General features: G+C 40.8%; 23 protein-coding genes and 1 pseudogene. 8 read left to right on the forward strand and 16 right to left on the reverse strand.

The window, feature by feature from the left end; genetic code table 11:
* Positions 1-5: 5 nt before the first annotated feature.
* The 3 genes from essB to NSS76_RS15155 form a co-directional block, all read right to left on the reverse strand.
* Positions 6-1,319 carry a type VII secretion protein EssB gene (gene essB, locus NSS76_RS15145; protein WP_341082417.1) on the reverse strand — a complete coding sequence of 438 codons (1,314 nt, stop codon included), beginning with the start codon at positions 1,317-1,319 and terminating at the stop codon, positions 6-8.
* A gap of 14 nt (positions 1,320-1,333) precedes the next feature.
* On the reverse strand, positions 1,334-1,573 hold the full coding sequence (locus tag NSS76_RS15150; protein ID WP_003213579.1) for an EsaB/YukD family protein: 240 nt from the start codon (positions 1,571-1,573) through the stop codon (positions 1,334-1,336).
* A gap of 95 nt (positions 1,574-1,668) precedes the next feature.
* Positions 1,669-1,962 (reverse strand): WXG100 family type VII secretion target, encoded by a 294-nt coding sequence (locus tag NSS76_RS15155; protein ID WP_003213769.1) that lies wholly within the window; start codon positions 1,960-1,962, stop codon positions 1,669-1,671.
* A gap of 406 nt (positions 1,963-2,368) precedes the next feature.
* Here NSS76_RS15155 and NSS76_RS15160 point away from each other — a divergent pair, with 406 nt between their 5' ends.
* From NSS76_RS15160 to NSS76_RS15170, 3 genes are all read left to right on the forward strand, one after another.
* A complete protein-coding gene (locus tag NSS76_RS15160) occupies positions 2,369-3,598 on the forward strand; it encodes a PucR family transcriptional regulator (protein ID WP_024423341.1) in 1,230 nt (409 codons plus the stop codon).
* A 110-nt stretch (positions 3,599-3,708) separates the two neighbouring features.
* Entirely contained in the window at positions 3,709-4,845 is a 1,137-nt protein-coding gene (ald, locus tag NSS76_RS15165; RefSeq protein WP_044335655.1) for an alanine dehydrogenase, read from the forward strand.
* 116 nt (positions 4,846-4,961) lie between these two features.
* Positions 4,962-5,558: a biotin transporter BioY gene (locus NSS76_RS15170; RefSeq protein ID WP_044335653.1), complete on the forward strand. Its 597-nt coding sequence runs from the start codon at positions 4,962-4,964 to the stop codon at positions 5,556-5,558.
* A gap of 39 nt (positions 5,559-5,597) precedes the next feature.
* Here the strand turns inward: NSS76_RS15170 and NSS76_RS15175 are convergent, their stop codons facing one another.
* From NSS76_RS15175 to NSS76_RS15185, 3 genes are all read right to left on the reverse strand, one after another.
* Positions 5,598-6,374, reverse strand: a complete 777-nt coding sequence (locus tag NSS76_RS15175) for a sporulation protein (protein WP_103131562.1) — start codon at positions 6,372-6,374, stop codon at positions 5,598-5,600.
* A 159-nt stretch (positions 6,375-6,533) separates the two neighbouring features.
* Positions 6,534-7,862: a Na+/H+ antiporter family protein gene (locus NSS76_RS15180; protein WP_103131563.1), complete on the reverse strand. Its 1,329-nt coding sequence runs from the start codon at positions 7,860-7,862 to the stop codon at positions 6,534-6,536.
* Positions 7,863-8,203: 341 nt separating this feature from the next.
* Positions 8,204-9,694 (reverse strand): leucyl aminopeptidase, encoded by a 1,491-nt coding sequence (locus NSS76_RS15185; protein ID WP_133744620.1) that lies wholly within the window; start codon positions 9,692-9,694, stop codon positions 8,204-8,206.
* Between the two features lie 324 nt (positions 9,695-10,018).
* On the opposite strand from NSS76_RS15185, the gene NSS76_RS15190 reads away from it, so the two are divergent.
* Positions 10,019-10,495, forward strand: coding sequence for a divergent PAP2 family protein (locus NSS76_RS15190; protein WP_024423347.1), 477 nt, complete (start codon positions 10,019-10,021; stop codon positions 10,493-10,495).
* Positions 10,496-10,535: 40 nt separating this feature from the next.
* On the opposite strand, the gene NSS76_RS15195 is transcribed toward NSS76_RS15190, so the two are convergent.
* The 4 genes from NSS76_RS15195 to NSS76_RS15210 all read right to left on the reverse strand — a co-directional run bounded on the left by NSS76_RS15195 (position 10,536) and on the right by NSS76_RS15210 (position 13,148).
* Entirely contained in the window at positions 10,536-11,168 is a 633-nt protein-coding gene (locus NSS76_RS15195) for a 3D domain-containing protein (RefSeq protein ID WP_133744619.1), read from the reverse strand.
* 99 nt (positions 11,169-11,267) lie between these two features.
* Positions 11,268-11,588: a YuiB family protein gene (locus NSS76_RS15200; protein ID WP_024423349.1), complete on the reverse strand. Its 321-nt coding sequence runs from the start codon at positions 11,586-11,588 to the stop codon at positions 11,268-11,270.
* 81 nt (positions 11,589-11,669) lie between these two features.
* Complete coding sequence (locus NSS76_RS15205; RefSeq protein ID WP_157840088.1) at positions 11,670-11,795, reverse strand: YuiA family protein; 126 nt, start codon at positions 11,793-11,795, stop codon at positions 11,670-11,672.
* Positions 11,796-11,930: 135 nt separating this feature from the next.
* The gene (locus NSS76_RS15210) at positions 11,931-13,148 is read right to left on the reverse strand and encodes an NAD(P)/FAD-dependent oxidoreductase (protein ID WP_024423350.1); all 1,218 of its coding nucleotides are present in this window, start codon (positions 13,146-13,148) and stop codon (positions 11,931-11,933) included.
* 391 nt (positions 13,149-13,539) lie between these two features.
* Between NSS76_RS15210 and yumC the strand changes: the two genes are divergently transcribed.
* A complete protein-coding gene (gene yumC / locus NSS76_RS15215) occupies positions 13,540-14,538 on the forward strand; it encodes a ferredoxin--NADP reductase 2 (RefSeq protein WP_024423351.1) in 999 nt (332 codons plus the stop codon).
* 46 nt (positions 14,539-14,584) lie between these two features.
* Here the strand turns inward: yumC and NSS76_RS15220 are convergent, their stop codons facing one another.
* Entirely contained in the window at positions 14,585-14,791 is a 207-nt protein-coding gene (locus NSS76_RS15220) for a hypothetical protein (RefSeq protein WP_024423352.1), read from the reverse strand.
* A 238-nt stretch (positions 14,792-15,029) separates the two neighbouring features.
* Here NSS76_RS15220 and NSS76_RS15225 point away from each other — a divergent pair, with 238 nt between their 5' ends.
* Complete coding sequence (locus tag NSS76_RS15225; protein WP_281236973.1) at positions 15,030-15,797, forward strand: MerR family transcriptional regulator; 768 nt, start codon at positions 15,030-15,032, stop codon at positions 15,795-15,797.
* Positions 15,798-16,092: 295 nt separating this feature from the next.
* Here the strand turns inward: NSS76_RS15225 and NSS76_RS15230 are convergent, their stop codons facing one another.
* From NSS76_RS15230 to NSS76_RS15240, 3 genes are all read right to left on the reverse strand, one after another.
* Positions 16,093-16,455, reverse strand: a complete 363-nt coding sequence (locus NSS76_RS15230; RefSeq protein WP_024423354.1) for a HesB/IscA family protein — start codon at positions 16,453-16,455, stop codon at positions 16,093-16,095.
* Between the two features lie 73 nt (positions 16,456-16,528).
* Positions 16,529-17,383 (reverse strand): diaminopimelate epimerase, encoded by an 855-nt coding sequence (gene dapF, locus NSS76_RS15235; RefSeq protein ID WP_044331168.1) that lies wholly within the window; start codon positions 17,381-17,383, stop codon positions 16,529-16,531.
* A 270-nt stretch (positions 17,384-17,653) separates the two neighbouring features.
* Positions 17,654-17,890, reverse strand: a complete 237-nt coding sequence (locus NSS76_RS15240) for a YuzB family protein (RefSeq protein WP_008346813.1) — start codon at positions 17,888-17,890, stop codon at positions 17,654-17,656.
* A gap of 255 nt (positions 17,891-18,145) precedes the next feature.
* Between NSS76_RS15240 and NSS76_RS15245 the strand changes: the two genes are divergently transcribed.
* Positions 18,146-19,213: an NAD(P)/FAD-dependent oxidoreductase gene (locus tag NSS76_RS15245; protein ID WP_024423356.1), complete on the forward strand. Its 1,068-nt coding sequence runs from the start codon at positions 18,146-18,148 to the stop codon at positions 19,211-19,213.
* Between the two features lie 50 nt (positions 19,214-19,263).
* Here NSS76_RS15245 and NSS76_RS15250 read toward each other — a convergent pair whose 3' ends face one another.
* Positions 19,264-19,494, reverse strand: coding sequence for a hypothetical protein (locus NSS76_RS15250; protein WP_044331179.1), 231 nt, complete (start codon positions 19,492-19,494; stop codon positions 19,264-19,266).
* 100 nt (positions 19,495-19,594) lie between these two features.
* On the reverse strand, positions 19,595-19,924 hold the full coding sequence (locus NSS76_RS15255; protein ID WP_034282615.1) for a YuzD family protein: 330 nt from the start codon (positions 19,922-19,924) through the stop codon (positions 19,595-19,597).
* A gap of 121 nt (positions 19,925-20,045) precedes the next feature.
* Between NSS76_RS15255 and NSS76_RS15260 the strand changes: the two are divergent.
* Positions 20,046-20,345: pseudogene (locus NSS76_RS15260) on the forward strand (NifU family protein).
* The last annotated feature ends 70 nt before the right edge of the window (positions 20,346-20,415 follow it).

Genomic DNA, 20,415 nt, shown 5'->3' on the forward strand with positions numbered 1-20,415 from the left:
AAGAATTATTTTTTCTCATCTTTTTTCGTCTGAGAGGTTTTCTTTTTCGCTTCAGATTCTTTCTCTTTTTTCTCTTGATCGGCTTTTGACTGCTCTTTTTGTTCAGCTGTTTCATCTGTTTGGCTTGCGTCTGAGGAGTCACTTGTGCTTGTCTCGGTTGTTTCTTTTTCTTCATATTTCGCCATTTCCTTAATGATCGGATCTAGCTGTTTTTGTTTTTCTTCAGCAGAAAGGCTGTCATCGTTTTGAATTTCATTGCGATAGGCGACGAGTGCCGTAAATATGTACCTGTCGTCTCCAAGCACCCGTGCAATATCAAGTGCTTCCTTGCTATTGCCTTGTCCAATATGAATCCAGAATAGGAAGTATTGCGGATCTGTCTGTAATGTGTACGTTTCTGTGATTTCTTTTTTATGCTGATCAAGCAACAAACTGCCTTGGTTCGTTTGTACATACGAAATGGCCAGTTCATATTGAAGAGAGACTGGCATTTGATTGGCTGGATACTTCTCTAACGTATCCACCACTTGACTGTACTGCTTGTTGAGATAATATTTGTTTGCCTCGACGTATGCTTCTTGTTTTGGCATGGCAAAAAAGAAGGTGTAAATGGTGTACACCAATGCAGGGATTAACAGGACAAGCAGACCTAGTCCAATGTATCGCTCGATCTTCCATTTCTTTTTAGGAATGGTTAAGAGCGTTTTTTCTTTCGCATCGATTGCTTTGATCTTTTGCTCAATCAAAGCTGACAATTCTTCCAGCGACTTCGTTTCACTAATTTCTTTTGCCAGCTCAGATAATTTCAACGTTTCATTGTAAGCCACATATTCTTGAAATTGATATTCATGGTCAACCACTCGAAGAACGACAGCCTTGACCTCTTTTAACAGGCGATGCTCATCGGTTTCATATGGCGGGATGCTTTCTTTGACTCCATAATGCAAAAATGCAGGAGCTAAGCCTTGATGAAAAACAATGTTTTCAGGAGAAACAATAGGATGCAGCCGCTTCACGTCGTGTGTAAGAACTGCATCGACAAGCTGGTATGAAAAAATCCATTTGCTTTTTTCATCCTTTGCATGGATGAAACGAAATTCCTGATAGGCAGGAGGCGGTTGTATAGAAATGATGACCTCATCTTCAGTTAATTGAATCTCTTTCTGAAATGAAGGATTGATGTCTTTGATCGGTGCCGCTTCTAAACCGTCTAAGAGTTTAATCGTCTCTTTTTGAAAAATAAAGGTATAGGTGCCTCCCTCTTTTTTCATGACTGCTTCTAATTGTTCTTCTAAATAGGAACTCTTTTTATCTGCCATTTACAAAAGTCCTTTCATAGTATTTCCAGCCTGTCTCCTGTGGTAATTCCACAGTCTGACAGCTTATATTCGCCTGAAAACACAGCTTTCTTATTGACTACCCGCACCCATCCGCCTTCTCGCTTTGGAAGTGAGATTTGTTTTGCCTGCCAGGCGATATGGATGACTTGTTTAATATGTAAATAATTTGATAGTCTCAAATCAAACACACTGCCATCATAATTTTTTAAGTCGATGGTAATATCGATATACACAAATTTCCACCTCACAAAATAGAAAGAGCGCCGGCATCCATTGACAGACTCGGCGCTGTTTCTGCTTTTCACACTTAGAAAGGAAATCCCTTTGATTAGCCGCGGATTTGGCTTGCGATGTCTTGGTCAGTGCTTTCAAGTGTATTTGCCGTTTGATCAAGCTGATTGCTGACATCTGTTAATAGATCAGACATTTTGATAAATGAAGGCTTAAGCTGTTCGTATTGATCAGCAAATGCTTCACTAGAAGCACCTTCCCACATTCCTTTTAAATCAGAGATCATTCTATTTAGACGATCAACTTGGTTTAACACTTCTTGACTTTCAACACCATATTGCTTAGCGGTCGCTCTTAGTTCTTCTGGGGTTACGCGAATAATTCCTGACATATTCCTCATTACCTCCCGTGCATAGCCGCCATATAATGGGCTAATCCACTTATTTTTTGACGTTATTATTATAAAAACAGAAATGATACACAGTCAAACAAATCTGTTTTTATTTTACAAAATGAGTCTATAGAATTACTGTTTTTTCGCTTTTTATCTAGTATTTAACAGTTTTTTGGTCATATATTCATAATAAGTATCCACCTGCTTCGGTGGATCTTTCCGCCTATTGATTTTTTACTACGTTATTATTGTACTATTTCTTTTTCAACATGCTTCAACATCCATTTGCTTGCTTCTCACACTTTTTGTTTTTTTAAGTTTATGGCAGTTTTTTGTTGATTTACGTACCTCATTCTCTTCATAATGTAAGTACGTGAAATATTCGAAAAAGCAGGGGTTTTTTATGACAAAAAAGACAGATCCGTTTAAGTATAGTCTTGATCGTTTAGAGGATGTGGCAGACCAAATTAGTGATGTGCTCAATTGCCCTATTACTATAGAAGATACTCATCATCGATTATTGGCATATAGCACACACAATGATTTTACTGATCCCGCCAGAACTTCAACCATTATCTCCCGCCGGGTACCGGAAAAAGTCATTAATCGGCTTTGGAAGGACGGCATCATTCCTACACTCCTTAAAACAGACGAACCGCTTCGTGTCCCTCAAATTGCAGAGGTGGGTTTATCTAGCAGGGTCGCCATTTCGATCTGGAAGGACAAAGAAGTGCTCGGATTTATTTGGGCGATTGAATCCGCACAGCCTTTTTCAGAAGAAGAAATGGACCTTCTCAAAATGGCAGCGCATGCCGTGAAAAACAAATTACTCAATTTACAAATTCGAAAAACGAAAACAGAAGAACGTAATCAGGAGCTTTTCTGGAAGATGCTCACAGGTCATATTCATGAAAAGGATGAGATGCTTGACCTATTTTTAAGGCTTGGCATCAGATGTCCAGACACATATGCCATCATCATCTTCCGTCTTCGTGACGAACTCACAGAGGAAACAGAAAAAAAGCTGTCCTATCTGCTTGAAACAACACAGCAAGTACAGGTACTGTTAACGACTGTTGATTTTCACGAATTCATTATTCTTGTCTCACCAAAAACAGAACATCCGCTTCAAGATATTAAGCAATTCACAAGCGGCATGCTGCAGCAGCTTGCGGACCGGTATCATATTCAGCATGTTCAGGCAGCAATTGGAGGAATTTACGATAACATCTCTCAAATTCAGCCTTCCTATAAAGAAGCACTGGCTGTATTAAAGACGAAAGAACGCTTTCCAGTTGAAACAGAACGTTTAAACAGCTTTTCTGAACTAGGCATTTATCAATATCTTGATGTGCTTGCTGAGAAGCGAAAGGGCTCTTCTTACTCCAGTTACTCTTTATCAAAGCTGGAGGATTACGACCTGAGGCATCATTCCAACCTTGTCGAAACCCTTGAGCGGTTTATTGACTGTGACAGCAATGCCAATATTGCCGCAAAGCAATTAAACATCCACATCAATACCTTAAATTATCGATTAAAACGGATTACAGACATCGCAGAAATTGATTTAAAAAACATGAATGAGAAAATGACCATCTACCTTGATATGAAACTAAAAAACGTCCATTTGTGAAATTTCACAAAGAGGCGTTTTTTTATTTTTTATTTCAACCGAAGAATTTTCTAAACTTTCCGGATACACTAGACATACAATATCAATAGATAAGCATAGGAGGAATAAACATGATCATCGGCATTCCGAAAGAAATTAAGAACAATGAAAACCGAGTGGCTTTAACACCAGGAGCAGCTTCTCAATTGCTTTCAGCTGGACATCAGATTTTAATTGAAACAAACGCTGGTTTTGGAAGCGGATTCACTGATGACGATTATGTATCTGTTGGTGCAGAGATTCTTGATCAGGCGAAAGATGTATGGGCATCTTCTGATATGATCATGAAAGTAAAAGAACCATTACCTGAGGAATATCCTTATTTCAGAGAAGGACTCATCTTATTTACGTACCTGCATCTAGCCGCAGAGCCCTCCTTGGCTGAAGCATTAAAACAAAAAGGCGTTACAGCCATTGCTTACGAAACAGTAACGGACGGAAAAACACTCCCTCTTCTCACACCAATGTCTGAAGTAGCAGGCAGAATGGCCGCTCAAATTGGGGCTCAATTTTTAGAAAAGCCAAAAGGCGGAAAGGGTATTTTACTTGCAGGTGTACCAGGGGTATCAAGAGGAAAGGTCACCATTATTGGGGGCGGTGTTGTTGGAACAAACGCAGCGAAAATGGCGATCGGACTTGGCGCAGATGTCACCCTGATTGATGTAAACGCAGAACGCCTGCGTCAGCTGGACGACCAATTTGGCCATCAAATGAAAACGTTAATGTCCAATCCTGTCAACATTGCAGATTCAGTCAGTGAGGCAGACCTTCTTATTTGTGCTGTGCTGATTCCTGGTGCCAAAGCACCAACGCTTGTGACAGAAGAAATGGTGAAACAAATGAAGCCTGGTTCTGTCATTGTGGATGTAGCGATTGATCAAGGCGGCATTGTCGAAACCATTGATCATATCACAACCCATGATCAGCCTACTTATGAAAAACACGGCATTTTACATTATGCTGTCGCCAACATGCCAGGTGCCGTTCCGCGGACATCAACTGTTGCGTTAACGAACGTCACTGTTCCATATGCGCTGCAAATTGCGAATAAAGGTGCTGCAAAAGCTATTAGAGAAAACAATGCCATCGCAGAAGGTGTCAATGTGATGAACGGACATATCACGTACGAAGCGGTCGCTCGTGATCTCGGCTATGATTACGTACCTGTCAGCAAAGCCAGCGATGCCTCTTTTATGACCGAAGCTTAATCAGCTACCCGCCCTATTGATGGGCGGGTTTTATTGTTAACCTAAAATAAAAACAAGTTGACAAAAATCCTTCTTCCCCTTAATCTATTTGTACAGATAAGACAGGGGGAAACATCATGCAAAAGAAGACAAGAACTGCTGACTTTGTGCTAGTGGGAATGTTTGCTGCACTCATGGCTATCGGAGCCAATATCACATCCATTGTGCCATTTTTACAGGTCAGCGGAATTCCACTTACGATGCAGCCGTTTTTTTGTGTGCTTGCTGGTCTCTTACTCGGCAGACGGCTTGGCGCATTAGCTATGATTGTCTATGCCTTGGTTGGAATTGCTGGTGCACCTGTATTCGCCCAGTTCTCTGCGGGCTTTGGGGTCATTTTAGGGAAAAGCGGCGGCTTTGTACTATCGTACATCCCTGCTGCCTGGCTTGCTGGATTCATTCTAGAGAAAAGAAAAAATCCTGGCTTTGGTCGCTTTTTGCTTGCAGCCATTGCTGGTACGACCGTGATGTATGTGATCGGAACCACCTATACATACCTCGCATTAAATGTATGGCTCAATGCACCGATTTCCTATCAAACCACATGGTTCTTTATGATCTGGTTTATGGTAAAAGACTACGCATTGACTATATTACTTGCGATGCTGGCACCTAAAATTTATCGCTCTGTTTCCAAAGCCACATCCTTTCGAAAACAAGAAGCTGTATCATAGAAAAAAGAGCCTGTCTTCATTCAGGCTCTTTTTTCATCATTACTCAGCGTATTGATCTATGATTTCTTCTAGCATTCCTTCAAGCACTTCTACATCTTCAAGATCTGATGGACTGAAGCGGTAGCGTACAAGCTGTTCTCCATCATTATACATCTCCTCAAGCCAGCCTCTCAGGCCTCTTGCTCTACGGTCGACTTCGAAAACAATGTCTAATCCGCCTTCATCTATCAGAAAAATCAGCTCTAACTCATCAAGCATATAGCGATAGTAGTCTGATGTCGGAATGAACTCGAATTCTTGGACGAATGGCAGGCGCCGCTGAAAGTAAGGTGCTTGCTCACAGTCTGCTTCGTTCAGGTGAAAACCTAGATTTCTAGTGGCTTCCAGCACATTTTTCACCCAAGGATGTGCTTCAACGAAAATACGGTCATAGTCAGATTTATCGATTCCACCTTGGATATCAAGGTCTGTCATTACTGCAATTTCTACTTTTCCGATCGTCATCGGGGTATCGATAGGAAGAATAAATGAAAACGGAAATTCATGCTTTTCTCCAGGCTGGATGGTAAAAGAATCCGTCACCCTTAAAGTATAGATGTTCGCATATTTTCTATGCTCTTCATCATCTTTCACAATCACATACTGTGTTTCAATCTTGACATTGATATAGCGGATGTCCTGAGCGACTTTCCCGCCCTTTACATGAACAGTTCCCGTTACTTCTTGTCCTGGATAATAAGCGTTTTTCTCTAAAATGGTATCTACTTTTGCCGCACCAATTCCTGCACTTGCCGCTAGCTTTTTAAAAAATGACATGTCCCATCTTCCCCTTTTCATTTTTATCAGCATATATACGTAAGATAGAGGAAGAAAGATTCATTTAATTCATACTTTTGTCCTAATTATTTTTTCATCTACGAACAACAAAAAAGCTTATAGAAAAAACATCATGGTTTTCTCTACAAGCTTTTCATTTTACAGAATAATCGCCGCCAGCCAGCCGAACAGAACAAGCGGAATATTATAATAGATAAAAGTCGGGACACAAGTTCCCCAAATGTGGTGATGCTGTCCATCCATATTCAATCCAGATGTTGGTCCAAGCGTACTGTCACTTGCAGGTGAACCTGCATCTCCAACAGCCGCAGCAGAGCCAATAATGGCAATAGTAGCCATTGGACTAAATCCTAAGTGTAAGCAAAGTGGAACAAAAATGGTTGTAATAATTGGAATCGTAGCAAATGATGATCCGATCCCCATTGTCACAACCAGGCCAACGAGCAGCATTAAAATTGCTGCAAGGCTGTGGCTGTTGCCAATATATTGGGAAGATGCTTTGACAAGAGATTCAATGTCTCCTGTTTTTGTTAAAACATTGGCAAATCCAGCGGCAACAAGCATGACAAAACCGATAAAGGCCATCATATTCATTCCAGATGTAATCAGTTCATCTGCTTCATCGCGTTTCATCATTCCAGTCACAAACAAGATAAGCAGTCCTGAGAGTGCACCGAAGATCATTCCTTCCACACCAAGGCTTTGCGATAAATAAAGCTGGACAATCAACGAAACGAGAATAGCAAGACCGGCAAAGAATAAGCTTTTTTTCGTATAAGCCGATTTTTCTACATCTGTAATTTCACGATCCTCATATACTCTCGGCTTTCGATACACAAAAATGGAAACGATCAAGCCAAGAACCATTCCTGCTACAGGAATCAGCATCGCATACGGAATATCTGCAAGGTCTACGGTCAGACCCGCTTCCTTCATATTGTCACGAAGCATTCCGTGGAAAATCTGTCCAAAACCGACTGGAAGTAATATATATGGTGCAGTGAGTCCGAAGGTCATGACACACGCTAGCAGTCTGCGGTCAATCTGAAGCTCGTTAAACACCTTTAATAACGGCGGAATTAAGACTGGGATAAAGGCAATATGAACAGGAACGACGTTCTGTGAAAAACAAGACACGATCAAAATGACAAGAACGATGAGCACTTTTGATAGTGTTTTCCGTCTTGAATCGCCTTCTTTTCCTAGAAGCTTCACTGCTCCTTCAACCATGGCATCTGGAAGACCTGTTTTCGTCAGTGCCGCAGCAAATGCTCCTAGTAACGCATAACTAATCGCCACTGTTGCATTTCCTCCGAGTCCGTCCGTAAAGGCGTCCACTGTTCCTCCCAAGCCTAATCCACCTGCAAGTCCGCCAGCTAAAGCACCTATTGCCAGCGCAATCACGACATTGACCCGCAGCAAGCTTAATATCAACATTAAAACAACCGCTAAAACAACTGCATTCATGGTGAAACCCCCGAAATCCTTTAGTTTACTAATGTAGTAGATAATTAAAGTACCAACGTATGTTACCATAGAAAAAAAACTTCGTCAAATGGCGTATGTCCTACATAAAAAAGCTCTGCCACTTGGCAGAGCCCAGCGTGTAGACAAACCCTCGCATTCTTTGTCAGTCCTGCGTGCTGGTGCTCACGAATGTCAAATTCGCTCCGCTCCAGTACTCGTCCTTCCTAGACTTCAAAGGTTTTCTATCACGCTGAAAAGAAAAAGACAAAGAGCTAAAATAAAGTTCATTTTAGCTCTTTGTCAACAATCTGAAGCCCTGCCACTCGGCAGAGCCTTCTCCTTTATTTTGTTCCTTCAAATCGTTCCACAAATGTTGCGAGTGATCTCACCATCACACCTGTTGCCCCTGTTGGTCCAAAGCATGAAGGTTTTTCTGTTGTTGCAGTTCCTGCAATATCTAAGTGAACCCAAGGCGTCTCCTCTGCGAATTCGCCAATGAAAGCACCTGCCATGATCGCATGACCATCACGGCCTGGTGAGTTATTGAGATCCGCCATTTTGCTGTTTCGTACTCGTTTCTTATCTTTTTCCGTGATTGGCAGCTGCCAGATCATTTCACCGCATTCTTCTGATGCTTCTTTAAACTGAGCGTACAGCTCATCGTTATTGGTCATCGCTCCTGTTGTCTCATTTCCAAGCGCCACAATGACACCGCCTGTTAATGTGGCCACATCTACAAGGACAGAGGCACCGTGCTGCTTCGCATATGTCACCCCATCTGCTAAAACAAGACGGCCTTCTGCATCCGTATTGAGCACTTCGATTGTTTTACCGCTTAGTGACACAATCACGTCGTCCGGCTTCATAGCGTCTGCCGAGATCATATTATCGGTTGAGGCGATGACCGCAATGACATTTTGCTCTGGGCGAAGTTCGCCGATGATTTCCATTGCGCCTAGAACAGAGGCTGAGCCGCCCATATCTGTTTTCATGCCAACCATACTCGCTCTTGGCTTTAAAGAATAGCCGCCAGTATCATACGTGATGCCTTTACCGACAAGGCCGATGACGTCTATCCATTCTTCCTTGCCTTGATATTTCAATACGATGAGTTTTGGAGGTTCTGTTGAGCCTCTATTGACGGCTAAAATACCGCCCATTCCGAGCTCTTCCATTTGTTCTTTATCTAAAATTTCAATCTCAAATTCATATTTATATGCAAGCTCTGCCGCATACGAAGCCAGATCAGAGGATGTGAGCATGTTCGGTGGCATATTCACAAGGGTACGAGCCGAATTAACTGACTGTCCGTACACTTCGCCGACTTTCAAACTCGCCTGAATTTCAGCTTGATCATGCTCTGTCGTTGCATAAACAAACTCGATAAAACGATCCGGTTCATTTGTTTTATGTTTAAAATCCTGTAATTCATATGTAGCTAAAAGGCAGCTTTCAGAAAGGGCATGGGCTGCATCTTGAGCAGGCAGATCCTTTCCAATAAACGTATCCAGCAAGACAGAAACCGCTTGCTTTTTATCTTGATGAAGCTTTTTGAATAAATGGGCAAACACTTCTTTTGCCTCTTCAAACGTGTAATCTGATTCCTTCCCAAGCCCGACAAAATAAATGCGTTTGATGCCTGTTTCAGGGGATGGGAAAAATTTCGAAAGCTGATTTCGTTTGGATGAAATGTCGCCTTCTTTTAATAATTCAGTGATTCTTCCTTCAAGTAATTCATCCATTTCTTTTGCTTTTCCTGATAATTGGCTCTTTTGAAAAAGTCCGATCGCCAGTGTATCTTTATGCTGCAATTCATTTGTCGAGAAAAACATATTTATCACACGCTCCTTAATGAACTCCATTTTTCACATTGGAACTTCTATTATATCAAAATTTGCGTGCCTATACGATCATTGCCAGTCTGTCTTTCCTTGATGAACATTTATATTTTCACACGCGGAAGGGCATCATGAAAAAGCGGCGAAAACTCGAGCAGCCTGTCTTTGTTCTCCTCGTTCCACATCTACTTTCTTTAATGTTATAATGAACATGGACTTGGCAGCTTTTTTTACTGCTATCATTTTTTCATCATACTAGGATTTTTAGTCCATCATTTCGCACAATATTTTTTCTTAAAGAGAGGATGTTTCTTGTTCATGAGCGTACTGACGAATTTTCCGCTGCTTGCCAGCCTTGCAGCCATCTTTTTTGCTCAATTTGTAAAAGTACCGATTCAATTTATCATTTCTAGACGACTAGATTGGTCGCTCATTACAAGCACAGGCGGAATGCCAAGTTCACACTCCGCAGCAGTAACAGCACTCTCAACAGCAGTGGCTTTAGAGCACGGGCTAGATACATCTATCTTTGCCATTTCCGCCATCTTTGCCATTATTACGATGTTTGATGCGACAGGCGTTCGCAGACAGGCAGGAGAACAGGCGACTGTTCTCAACAAGCTCGTAACAGATTTTAACCGATTTGTTTCCGAAGCAAAGAATTTCCCGAATGCGGAAGAAAAAGAAAAGCAAAAGAAATTAAAAGAGCTTCTTGGTCATAAGCCGATTGAAGTCTTCTTCGGCGGTTTAACAGGGATCTTGCTGACACTCATCTTAGATTATTACTTCATGTAGAAGCGAAAAAGCTTTGGACCTTAAACGGCCCAAAGCTTTTTTATTCTTTATTGGCTTGAAACTGCTGACGGAATACCTGCATCGATTCTGCTTCATTAAGCTGATTTAAGTCTTTTTCCGTTAACGTCCCTTCACCCTTTTTGATGATATACACATCGAGCACTTTTTTACCCCATTCTCTATACACATCATCAACGGTTTCATAGTATAAATCAAGCTTATGGCCTTTAATGGCTTTCCCGGTATCTGCAACCACACCGTAGCCATAGTTCGGGATAAACAGCACCGTTCCAATCGGAAAAACAGATGGGTCGGCTGCCACTGTTGAGTATAAATCACGTTTCACTTTGACGCCTGAATATGTAATGCCATATGCATGATGTTCCTTCGTTTTGCCTGTTGATTCCACACCTGCTGTATAGCCGGTTGCCACAACTTTCTGTTTCGGGTAATCGTTCCAATTAAAGGCTTCTTCGAGAGAAACAGCCCGCGAATCTTCACTTTTAAGTGCGATCGTTTCCCTTTTTGGCTGCTGAAAAAAAGAAGATACTTGCTTGCCCGCATCGGTTTTTTTCACCCATACAGCTAAATCACTTGGTTCGACTCCAGATATGCCCGTAAAGCTTGTCAAAAGTGCAAGCATGAATAGGGCGGTCATGAACAATCGTTTCATCTCTATTTGTCACTCCTCTACCCATCTATTTGTTTCCAAACAAAATGGAAACTATGCAAAGGAGAAACAAAAAAACCCACTTGCGTGTCCACAAGTGAGTTAAAACATTTGATACCCTCTTTTTCGAAGTGCATTAATGACAAAACCTGATGTGATTGCACCGATCAGGCCGCTTAATAAGATGATGATATCTGCCGCAGCGAGTGAGACAATCCGGTCTCCTATTCCTGAAAAAGCAGTGCCAGGCTCTCTTACATAAGCGATCATCTTTTGATTGTTGATAATGAAAAGGCATACAATTGGATATAAAATAGCCATAATCCATGACATTCTCAGCAACATATTGAGCAAAAAGCCAATGCCGAAGAATAACACGAAAAATAAAATAACTGAAATGATAACGACTGGTAAACTGATCACTTCATCTCCACCCCCAAATATCCCATCATTAGTTTAACTTGGAAATAGAGATGAAGTCAATCAATGGAAAAAGCAGATCGATTAACGCTTCTTTCCTGTCCCTTTACATTCCTCACACGTTTCAGATCCGCCGAGCAATAGCTGAAAATACCCTTTTCCTGAACAATATTGACAGGTTGATGTTTTTTCCTTTGTTTGTGCATTCATATTGCTCACTCCTTAATCTAAATTTTCTGATAATTCATCATAACATATTTTGCCGTCAATGACCAAGTGAGAAAATATACCACAACTTATAAAAAAACGTGTATCACGAGGATACACGTTTTTGTCTATGATGGTTTAGAAGAACTTGAATTTTCCTTTTTTCAGAACAAGTCCTGGTCCGCCAACCATGAATAAAGAACGGTTGTCGATGATTTTCTTCATTGCAGAAGCTTTTGTTCCTTGAAGTTTTTTACCAAACGCAACACCTACAGCGTCGTGTTCACCAAGAGAAGCAACTGTTCCTTTGATGTCTGGCTTAAAGCTTTCAAGAGAACCGCCTTTTACTAGTGCTGCAAGGTTTTTCGCTACTGTTTCACCTTGCTGCATAGCGATTTGTGCAGTTGGTGGGTATGGACGGTTGATTTCTTCATTGATAATCAATGAACAGTCACCAATGATGAAGACATCATCATTTTCTGGTACACGAAGATCTGGAGAAACTTTTACGCGGCCGCGCATGTTTTCAAAACCAGCTTCTTCAACGATTGGGTTACCGCGTACACCTGCTGCCCAAACAACAGTTGCAGCTTTGATTTCTTCTGTATCATCGTCTTTTCCAACAATGATCCCCTCAGGCGTACATTCTTTGATCGCTGTACCAATTTTGAACTCAACACCTTTACCTTGAAGGTAGTTCATCGCATAGTCGATCAATTCTGGATCGAATCCAGGAAGAGCTGTTGGCGCAGCTTCTACACAGATGATACGCACGTCTTTTTGATCAATGTCATACTCTTTGCAAAGCTCAGGCACACGGTTTCCAAGCTCACCAAGGAACTCAATACCTGTGAATCCTGCGCCGCCGACAACGATTGTCAAACGCTCTGGACGTTTTTCAGCATCCGTATTATACGTCGCAAATTGAAGCTCAATGTGCTCACGAAGCTGACGAGCAGAGTTGATGTTAGAGATTGAGAATGCGTATTCTTTCAGTCCTGCAATACCAAATGTTTCAGGAACAGCACCAAGTGCAACAACAAGGTAGTCATAAGAAAGTTCGCCATCTGATGTCACAACTTTCTTCGCTTCCTTATCAATGCTTTCAACTGTTGCTTGTACAAAGTTGACACGGGAACTGTTAATCACATCTTTGATTTGATAACGACAGCGGTCATGATGAAGAGTACCTGCACTTGCTTCATGAAGCCATGTTGTTTCGTAATGATAATTATGCTTGTTCACAAGAGTAATGTCCGCATCATTTGTGCCAAGCTGTTTTGTTAATCTTGTTACAGTCATTAATCCGCCATAACCTGCACCTAATACAACGATTTTCGGTTTATTCACTGGAATCACATCCACCTTTTTTAAATTTGCTGTAAAACGGATAAAGAATTACATATCGTTATTCTCAACCGCTTTGCGGCATTTTATGAAATTTAAACAAAAAAATAAGTATGTGAAAATCTGAACTTTCACCTACATAAAACGAAAGCATTTGACCGTATCCGACAAAAATTCATAAAAAATTAATATTTAGTTCCCTTAACAATAATAGCGAGTTCTGCTCCAATTTTCAAGGCTTTAAACTGAAAATCCTTATGATAAACGGTCTTTCTCACTTTTTCCTCCTTTTCAAAGCTTCGGCATCAAAAAACGACAAGTTTTTCAAAACAAGTCAAAGGGCGATATGTGGTATGATATGATATAGTGATAACAATTTTCATTTGGGAGGATTAAAGGAATGCAAGAAGATTCTAAGGTATATGACATTACCGTTATCGGGGGCGGCCCAGTTGGATTGTTTACTGCGTTTTACGGAGGCATGAGACAGGCAAGTGTGAAAATCATTGAAAGCCTTCCTCAGCTCGGCGGTCAACTATCCGCTCTTTACCCTGAAAAATATATTTATGATGTGGCTGGATTTCCAAAAATCCGCGCACAAGAATTAGTTGATAACTTAAAGGAACAAATGGATAAATTTGATCAAACCATTTGCTTAGAGCAGGCAGTTGAAACGGTTGAAAAGCAAGCAGATGGGATCTTTAAACTTGTGACAAATCAAGAGATTCATTATTCTAAAACAATCATCATCACAGCTGGTAACGGTGCATTCCAACCGAGAAAGCTTGAACTTGATTCAGCAGAATCATTTGAAGGAAGCAACCTGCATTACTTCATTAATGACTTGAACCAATTTGCCGGCAGACGTGTTGCCGTTCTTGGGGGCGGGGACTCTGCAGTGGACTGGGCACTTATGCTTGAACCAATCGCAAAAGAAGTATCCATTATTCACCGCCGCGATAAATTCCGCGCACATGAGCACAGTGTAGAAAACCTGCACAACTCGAAAGTCAATGTACTGACACCATTTGTACCAACTGAGCTCATTGGTGAAGACCGCATTGAACAAATCGTGCTCGAAGAAGTCAAAGGCGACAAAAAACAAGTGCTTGATGTGGACGACGTGATCGTCAACTTCGGTTTTGTTTCCTCCCTTGGACCAATCAAACAATGGGGCCTTGAAATCGAAAAGAACTCCATCGTGGTGAAATCTACAATGGAAACAAACATTGAAGGCTTCTATGCGGCAGGAGACATCTGTACGTATGAAGGAAAAGTCAAATTGATTGCAAGCGGATTTGGTGAAGCACCAACTGCTGTCAACAATGCGAAAGCCTACATGGACCCGAAAGCCCGTGTGCAGCCTCTCCATTCCACAAGCTTATTTGAAAACAAATAAGATCGGATCAAAAAAGGAGTTCCCACTCGCGGAACTCCTTTTTCGTTTATTTAAAAACCCCAATATAGGCATTTGCCATTCCAAGCACCATTGCAGCAAGCAGCACCACAACAATCCCTGCCACAACCAAAATCACCCGATCCTTCACACGTTCCTTTTTCGGAAGCGGCTTCTCAATCCCGCAAGATGGACACGTTTTGGAACGATATGGAATCAGCTCATGACAGTTCCTGCAATTGATTTGTTCACTCAAACCTCAGCAACCTCTTTTCTGACTACAGTTTATGTTTGGTTTTCATGATACTCTTTTCGAGTGGAAATAGCCAGTTGTTCGGGCCAGCTGTAACAAAATTGAGCGATTTGCGAAAAAAACATAACTCCTTGAATTCGCTGCTTCAAACAAGATCAACAATGATATAAATTTTTAAAAAGATGGTTGACCCTAACGCAACGTCATATTTTATAGTGGATATCAAGAGAGGTGAATTGAAATGAAAGTGAAAGAAGTAGCTGAATTATTTGGTATTAGCATTCGTACACTTCATCATTACGACAAGATTGGTTTATTGACCCCAAGTGAAGTCACAGATAATCGTTATCGACTCTATTCGGAAGAAAACCTTGAAACATTGCAGCAAATATTATTTTTCAGGGAACTTGGTTTTCCATTGAAGGAAATCCAAAAGATGATGCACAATCCTTCATTTAATAAGAAAGAAGCATTTATGCTACAAAGAAAAATGTTAGTAGAGAAACGAAATAATTTCGATAAAATGATCGGAAATATTGATAAGACGCTACAGCATTTAACGGGAGAAACTCAATACACCTATAAAGAAAGGTTTGAGAATATGAATATGAATTTTAGCCAATATGAAGAAGAAGCTCGTCACCGTTGGGGAAATCAAGCTGTTGATGAAGTCAGCTCAAAACTAAATCATTTGTCTAAAGATGAACAAATTGAATTATCTGATAGCTGGGATAGCATATTGAATAAACTAGCCTCTCTTCGCAGCCAATCCCCTAAATCCAAAGAGGTGCAAATCGTCATCAAACAATGGTACGACTTTTTAAACGAAAACTTTCGTTATTACTCTCTTGATGCTTTTTACGGTTTAGGCCAACTCTATATTCAAGATGAACGTTTCACAAAAAATATAGATCGTTATGGTGAGGGCTTGGCATCATTTATGAGCGAAGCGATGAAAGTCTTTACTACTCTTCATAAAAGAGGGAACAGCTTTGAAAATGATGATTGAGAATACAATCGATTAATACGAAACGTTATTCTCAACGAAACACAACAAAGAACATTTTTTCCGACACCATGATGAACCTTTTTGAAAAGATGTGGAAGATGAACAGAGGAAATACTAAGAAACTGCGAGCTTTTTTCTAATTAAATATCTTTATAAAGAGGACGTGCTGAGTGATTGAAGTCATGTCCTTTTTTTGCATCTTTAAAAACAACACAAAAAACCTCCTCAAGAAAATGATTAATATGAGGAGGTCTTCATTATACAAATGCTTTTACAGAATGAATCGTTTTAACCCTTAACACTCTTCCGGCGTACCGGTATTCGTCGCTGTTCTGAAAGAAGAACCGCATCCGCATGACGCGATGGCGTTCGGATTGTCGATGGTGAAACCGCCGCCCATTAGTGATTGTTTGAAATCAATGATAGTTCCGTTCATGATATCAAGGCTTTCGGAATCGACAAGGACATTGATGCCGTGCTGCTCGAACTGCGTGTCTTTCTCTGAGACTTCATGGTCAAAGCCCATGCCGTATGAGAGACCGCTGCAGCCGCCGCCTTTTACGCCCACTCGAAGGAACGCATTTTCTTCTTCATGTTCTTTCATCATATCTTTAATCTGCAGTGCAGCAGCTTCTGTAATGGTTACTGGTGTACTCATGATCATCCCTCCTTTTGACTGGATGTTTCTTTTCAATTATAAACGTGATGATGCCTTTTCTCAAATAAATGGTTTAGAGATAAAATGTGCCGTCACAAATCGTTTCAGCAGGTCCTGTCATGAGCACGTGGTCATTGTCTTTCCAACGAATGATGAGGTCTCCGCCTGCTAAATGAACGGTCATGTCTGTTTCTTTTTTTGCCTGACCATTCACAATTGTGGATACAGCCGCAGCACAGGCCCCAGTTCCGCAAGCCTGGGTAATTCCTGAACCTCTTTCCCATACGCGAAAATGAAGTTCTGTTTCACTGACAACTTCTACAAATTCTACATTGACGCCTTCTGGGAACATGTCGTGTTTTTCGATGATTGGTCCAAGTGTATGAAGCGGCGCTTTTTCAATATCCTCTAAATAAAAAACGATGTGCGGGTTTCCCATTGAAACGGCCGTTCCATTTAATTTCGCAGTGCCAAAATCAAGCAGCTCATTAATCGTTGTGCTAGCCGGTTCACCAAGCATCGGCATTGCTTCTTTTTCAAAACGTGGTTTTCCCATATCTACTGTAACTAACTGAACGTGACCATCCTGAGCATGAACGGTCGCTTCAACAAGTCCTGACAATGTCTCAATCTGGAACGTTGTGTCCGTCACAATTTGATGCTCATACACATACTTTGCAACGCAGCGCAGCCCATTACCGCAGTTTTTGCCCTCTGATCCATCATTGTTGAAAATGCGCATCTTCACAGGTGCAACATCTGATGGGCAAATCAGGATCATCCCGTCAGAACCGATTCCTGTATAAACAGAAGAAACGCGAATCGCTATCTCTGATAGCTGCTCTTCTGGAAGCTGTTCCTTCATCTGATTGACGTAAATATAATTATTTCCTAATCCGTGCATTTTCGTGAATTGAAATGATGTCATGAGCTTCCTCCAAAAATGTTGTTTCTTTATAGTATAAAAGGAGTCGATTCAGGAGACAATCTTATCATCCCCCGTTTTTCATACATAGAAGCTCTTTGCTGCCATGGCAAAGGGCTTTTATTATGCATATGCCTCTTTTTCTCTCGTGTGATATTTCATATTGATGATATTTTATTAGCATAACATATTGGATGCGCTTTCTATTGATTCTCCTTAAAAATGGAAGCTGAAAATGTGAAAAAAATGCACCTCATGACCCATGTGGTGCATTTAAAACATGTCGTTTTCCTCTATAAAAGCATAAATACGCTCGACTAGCTGCTCTGCATTTTCTCCTGAAACAAATTCTCCATTCACAAGTGCAAATGGGGAGTCCATACATTTGCCGCAATAGCTTAAACAGCCGTATTCCATTACGTCTAGGTTTGGGTCTTTTTCAAGCTTCTCTTTTGCTTCTTGAGACCCTTGTGCAAGATTACTTACACAAAATTCGATCAGTGGAAACACTGTGCTTCACCTCACATTGCCTTACCATCCTACCGAAATTCCTTGTATTAGTCAAAATATGCGCTCCATCTGTATCGTTACGCCTATTCCTCGTAAAATGTTTTACTATTTAGGACTAACTGATGAATATGTAGGTTATTTTGAAACAATTATTGTGGTTTCACAGTAAATTCGATATAATTTTATTTGGTATTTTAACTTAAAGTTTTTTAGTATAAGTGTTTTTCAATGTCTACGGGGAAAAGGAGAATCGTCATGAAAAATTTAGTCTTGATCGGCGGAGGTTACGGGAATATGCGGGTTCTCCACCGCTTATTGCCAAATCAATTACCTGATGATGTCACTATCACATTAATTGATCGAAATCCTTACCACTGTTTAAAAACAGAATATTATGCACTTGCTGCTGGAACGATCTCTGATCATCACATTCGAGTATCTTTTCCAGAGCATCCGAAGCTGGATATTCAATACGGGGAAGTAGAAAAAATTGATATTGAAAACAAACAGATCTTATTCAGCGACCGTGAACCGATTCCGTATGATGATACGGTGATAGGACTCGGCTGTGAGGACAAGTATCATAATGTCCCTGGTGCGAAAGAACATACATACAGCATTCAAACCATTGATCAGTCAAGACATGCGTATAACAAATTAAACAATTTGAGCGCAGGTGCAACGGTTGGCATCGTCGGTGCTGGACTTAGCGGGGTAGAGCTGGCCAGTGAATTAAGAGAAAGCCGTGCTGATTTAAACATTATTCTTTTTGACCGCGGAGAGCTTATTCTATCAAGCTTCCCAAAAAGATTAAGTTTGTATGTGCAAAAGTGGTTTGAAGAAAATGACGTAAAGATCATTAACTGTGCCAATATTACAAAGGTTGAAGAAGGTCTTGTTTATAACCATGATGACGCGATTGAAGCTGATGTCATCGTGTGGACAGCAGGAATACAGCCAAGTAAAGTGGTACGAGAGATGGATGTTGAAAAAGACGCACAAGGCCGCGTCGTATTAACTCCTCATCACAATCTCCCAGGGGATGAGCATGTATATGTCGTAGGTGACTGCGCAAGTCTGCCGCATGCCCCAAGTGCACAGCTTGCTGAGGCGCAGGCAGAACAAATTGTCCAATCTCTGCAAAAACGCTGGAAAAATGAGCCGCTTCCTGAGGCTTATCCACAGTTTAAGCTAAAAGGTGTTTTAGGTTCTTTAGGGAAAAAAGCCGGATTTGGCTTAGTGGCAGATCGTCCACTTGTTGGCAGGGTGCCAAGACTTCTGAAATCTGGACTGCTTTGGATGTACAAGCATCACAACGGCTAAAATTATGTGAATTTTTTCTCAAAGCTCCTTCGTGACGAGGGAGCTTTTTTCTATGAAACGGCATGTGCCGATGAGTTGGTCCATTTGATCGGAGCAAGGGCAAGAATGCAGTCTTTACGAAAGGTTCTCATCGTTTTCTTCGATAAACAATACGCTTGGATAAACTGATCCGTCTCACGGTAGACAGTGATTTTTCTCTTCGTGCACTCTCCGTTTTTCTTCATATAAATCATCTCAATAGGTATTTGCTGTTGAAGAGATTGTTTCAGTAAATAATTCATGATGCTCACGCTCCTTTCATTTCATTATAAACGAACAAACGTTCCTTTTCAATACAAAAAAGAACGTTTGTTCGTTTTATTTCTCAAAAAAAAGAACAGCTTATTCACTGCTCTCCTTGTACCCGTATTTCTCCATTTCTTGATAAATGTCTTTTAATTTTGGATTGCCTTCCCCAACGATTTGATCCTCTACTAAGACAAGCGGATAAAAGAATTCATCATCAAGAATTCGTTCAGACAATTCCTTTTGTTGTTCGTTTTCTGGCGGGTGCTCAATATCAATATATGTGATGCGAAATGGCTGATTCGGATATTTTCGTTTTAATGCTGCATCTAACCATTCAAACGTATCTTTTGAAGAAGGCAGATTCACGCAGCTAGCGCACAAGACATCTCTTCCATATACATAAAGATCGACGGTTTTGTTCATTTGACAAGCCCCCTATTCTTTCTTCATTTTAGCTGAATTTTCTGGATGAAAAAAGTCAAAATCACTTTTTGTTTCAAGATGAGATTGTGCTATAATGAGAAGGAAACTTTGAAACCAATCAATAGATTTTTATCGTCTAGATGAATATAATGGTGATATGTTGTGAAAGGAGCGATTATATCTAATGACTGAAGTCGAAATGAAAGACCAAGTACAGGAAGTACTGGACAAACTTCGTCCATTTCTATTACGTGATGGTGGAGACTGTGAGCTTGTAGACATTGAAGATGGCATTGTGAAATTACGTCTTCTTGGTGCATGCGGCAGCTGCCCAAGTTCAACCATTACATTGAAAGCCGGTATTGAGCGCGCATTATTAGAAGAAGTGCCTGGCGTTGTAGAAGTTGAACAGGTTTTCTAATTCATATATGACATGAAAACGACCCAATTAGGGTCGTTTTTTTCATGATTGACAGAGGCTTTAGCCCTTT

It is taken from the genome of Bacillus sp. FSL R5-0654 (genome assembly GCF_038008745.1).
In the GTDB taxonomy this organism is placed as follows: Bacteria; Bacillota; Bacilli; order Bacillales; family Bacillaceae; genus Bacillus; species Bacillus safensis.

What these genes read in the sequence shown, in the direction of transcription:
- ald (WP_044335655.1), top strand. Translation starts at nt 3,709, where the DNA reads ATGATCATCGGCATTCCGAAAGAAATTAAGAACAATGAAAACCGAGTG.
- yumC (WP_024423351.1), top strand. Translation starts at nt 13,540, where the DNA reads ATGCAAGAAGATTCTAAGGTATATGACATTACCGTTATCGGGGGCGGC.
- NSS76_RS15170 (WP_044335653.1), top strand. Translation starts at nt 4,962, where the DNA reads ATGCAAAAGAAGACAAGAACTGCTGACTTTGTGCTAGTGGGAATGTTT.
- NSS76_RS15175 (WP_103131562.1), bottom strand. Translation starts at nt 6,374, where the DNA reads ATGTCATTTTTTAAAAAGCTAGCGGCAAGTGCAGGAATTGGTGCGGCA.
- essB (WP_341082417.1), bottom strand. Translation starts at nt 1,319, where the DNA reads ATGGCAGATAAAAAGAGTTCCTATTTAGAAGAACAATTAGAAGCAGTC.
- NSS76_RS15205 (WP_157840088.1), bottom strand. Translation starts at nt 11,795, where the DNA reads ATGAATGCACAAACAAAGGAAAAAACATCAACCTGTCAATATTGTTCA.
- NSS76_RS15250 (WP_044331179.1), bottom strand. Translation starts at nt 19,494, where the DNA reads ATGAATTATTTACTGAAACAATCTCTTCAACAGCAAATACCTATTGAG.
- NSS76_RS15195 (WP_133744619.1), bottom strand. Translation starts at nt 11,168, where the DNA reads ATGAAACGATTGTTCATGACCGCCCTATTCATGCTTGCACTTTTGACA.
- NSS76_RS15190 (WP_024423347.1), top strand. Translation starts at nt 10,019, where the DNA reads ATGAGCGTACTGACGAATTTTCCGCTGCTTGCCAGCCTTGCAGCCATC.
- NSS76_RS15185 (WP_133744620.1), bottom strand. Translation starts at nt 9,694, where the DNA reads ATGTTTTTCTCGACAAATGAATTGCAGCATAAAGATACACTGGCGATC.
- NSS76_RS15225 (WP_281236973.1), top strand. Translation starts at nt 15,030, where the DNA reads ATGAAAGTGAAAGAAGTAGCTGAATTATTTGGTATTAGCATTCGTACA.
- NSS76_RS15245 (WP_024423356.1), top strand. Translation starts at nt 18,146, where the DNA reads ATGAAAAATTTAGTCTTGATCGGCGGAGGTTACGGGAATATGCGGGTT.
- NSS76_RS15230 (WP_024423354.1), bottom strand. Translation starts at nt 16,455, where the DNA reads ATGAGTACACCAGTAACCATTACAGAAGCTGCTGCACTGCAGATTAAA.
- NSS76_RS15155 (WP_003213769.1), bottom strand. Translation starts at nt 1,962, where the DNA reads ATGTCAGGAATTATTCGCGTAACCCCAGAAGAACTAAGAGCGACCGCT.
- dapF (WP_044331168.1), bottom strand. Translation starts at nt 17,383, where the DNA reads ATGACATCATTTCAATTCACGAAAATGCACGGATTAGGAAATAATTAT.
- NSS76_RS15255 (WP_034282615.1), bottom strand. Translation starts at nt 19,924, where the DNA reads ATGAACAAAACCGTCGATCTTTATGTATATGGAAGAGATGTCTTGTGC.
- NSS76_RS15160 (WP_024423341.1), top strand. Translation starts at nt 2,369, where the DNA reads ATGACAAAAAAGACAGATCCGTTTAAGTATAGTCTTGATCGTTTAGAG.
- NSS76_RS15180 (WP_103131563.1), bottom strand. Translation starts at nt 7,862, where the DNA reads ATGAATGCAGTTGTTTTAGCGGTTGTTTTAATGTTGATATTAAGCTTG.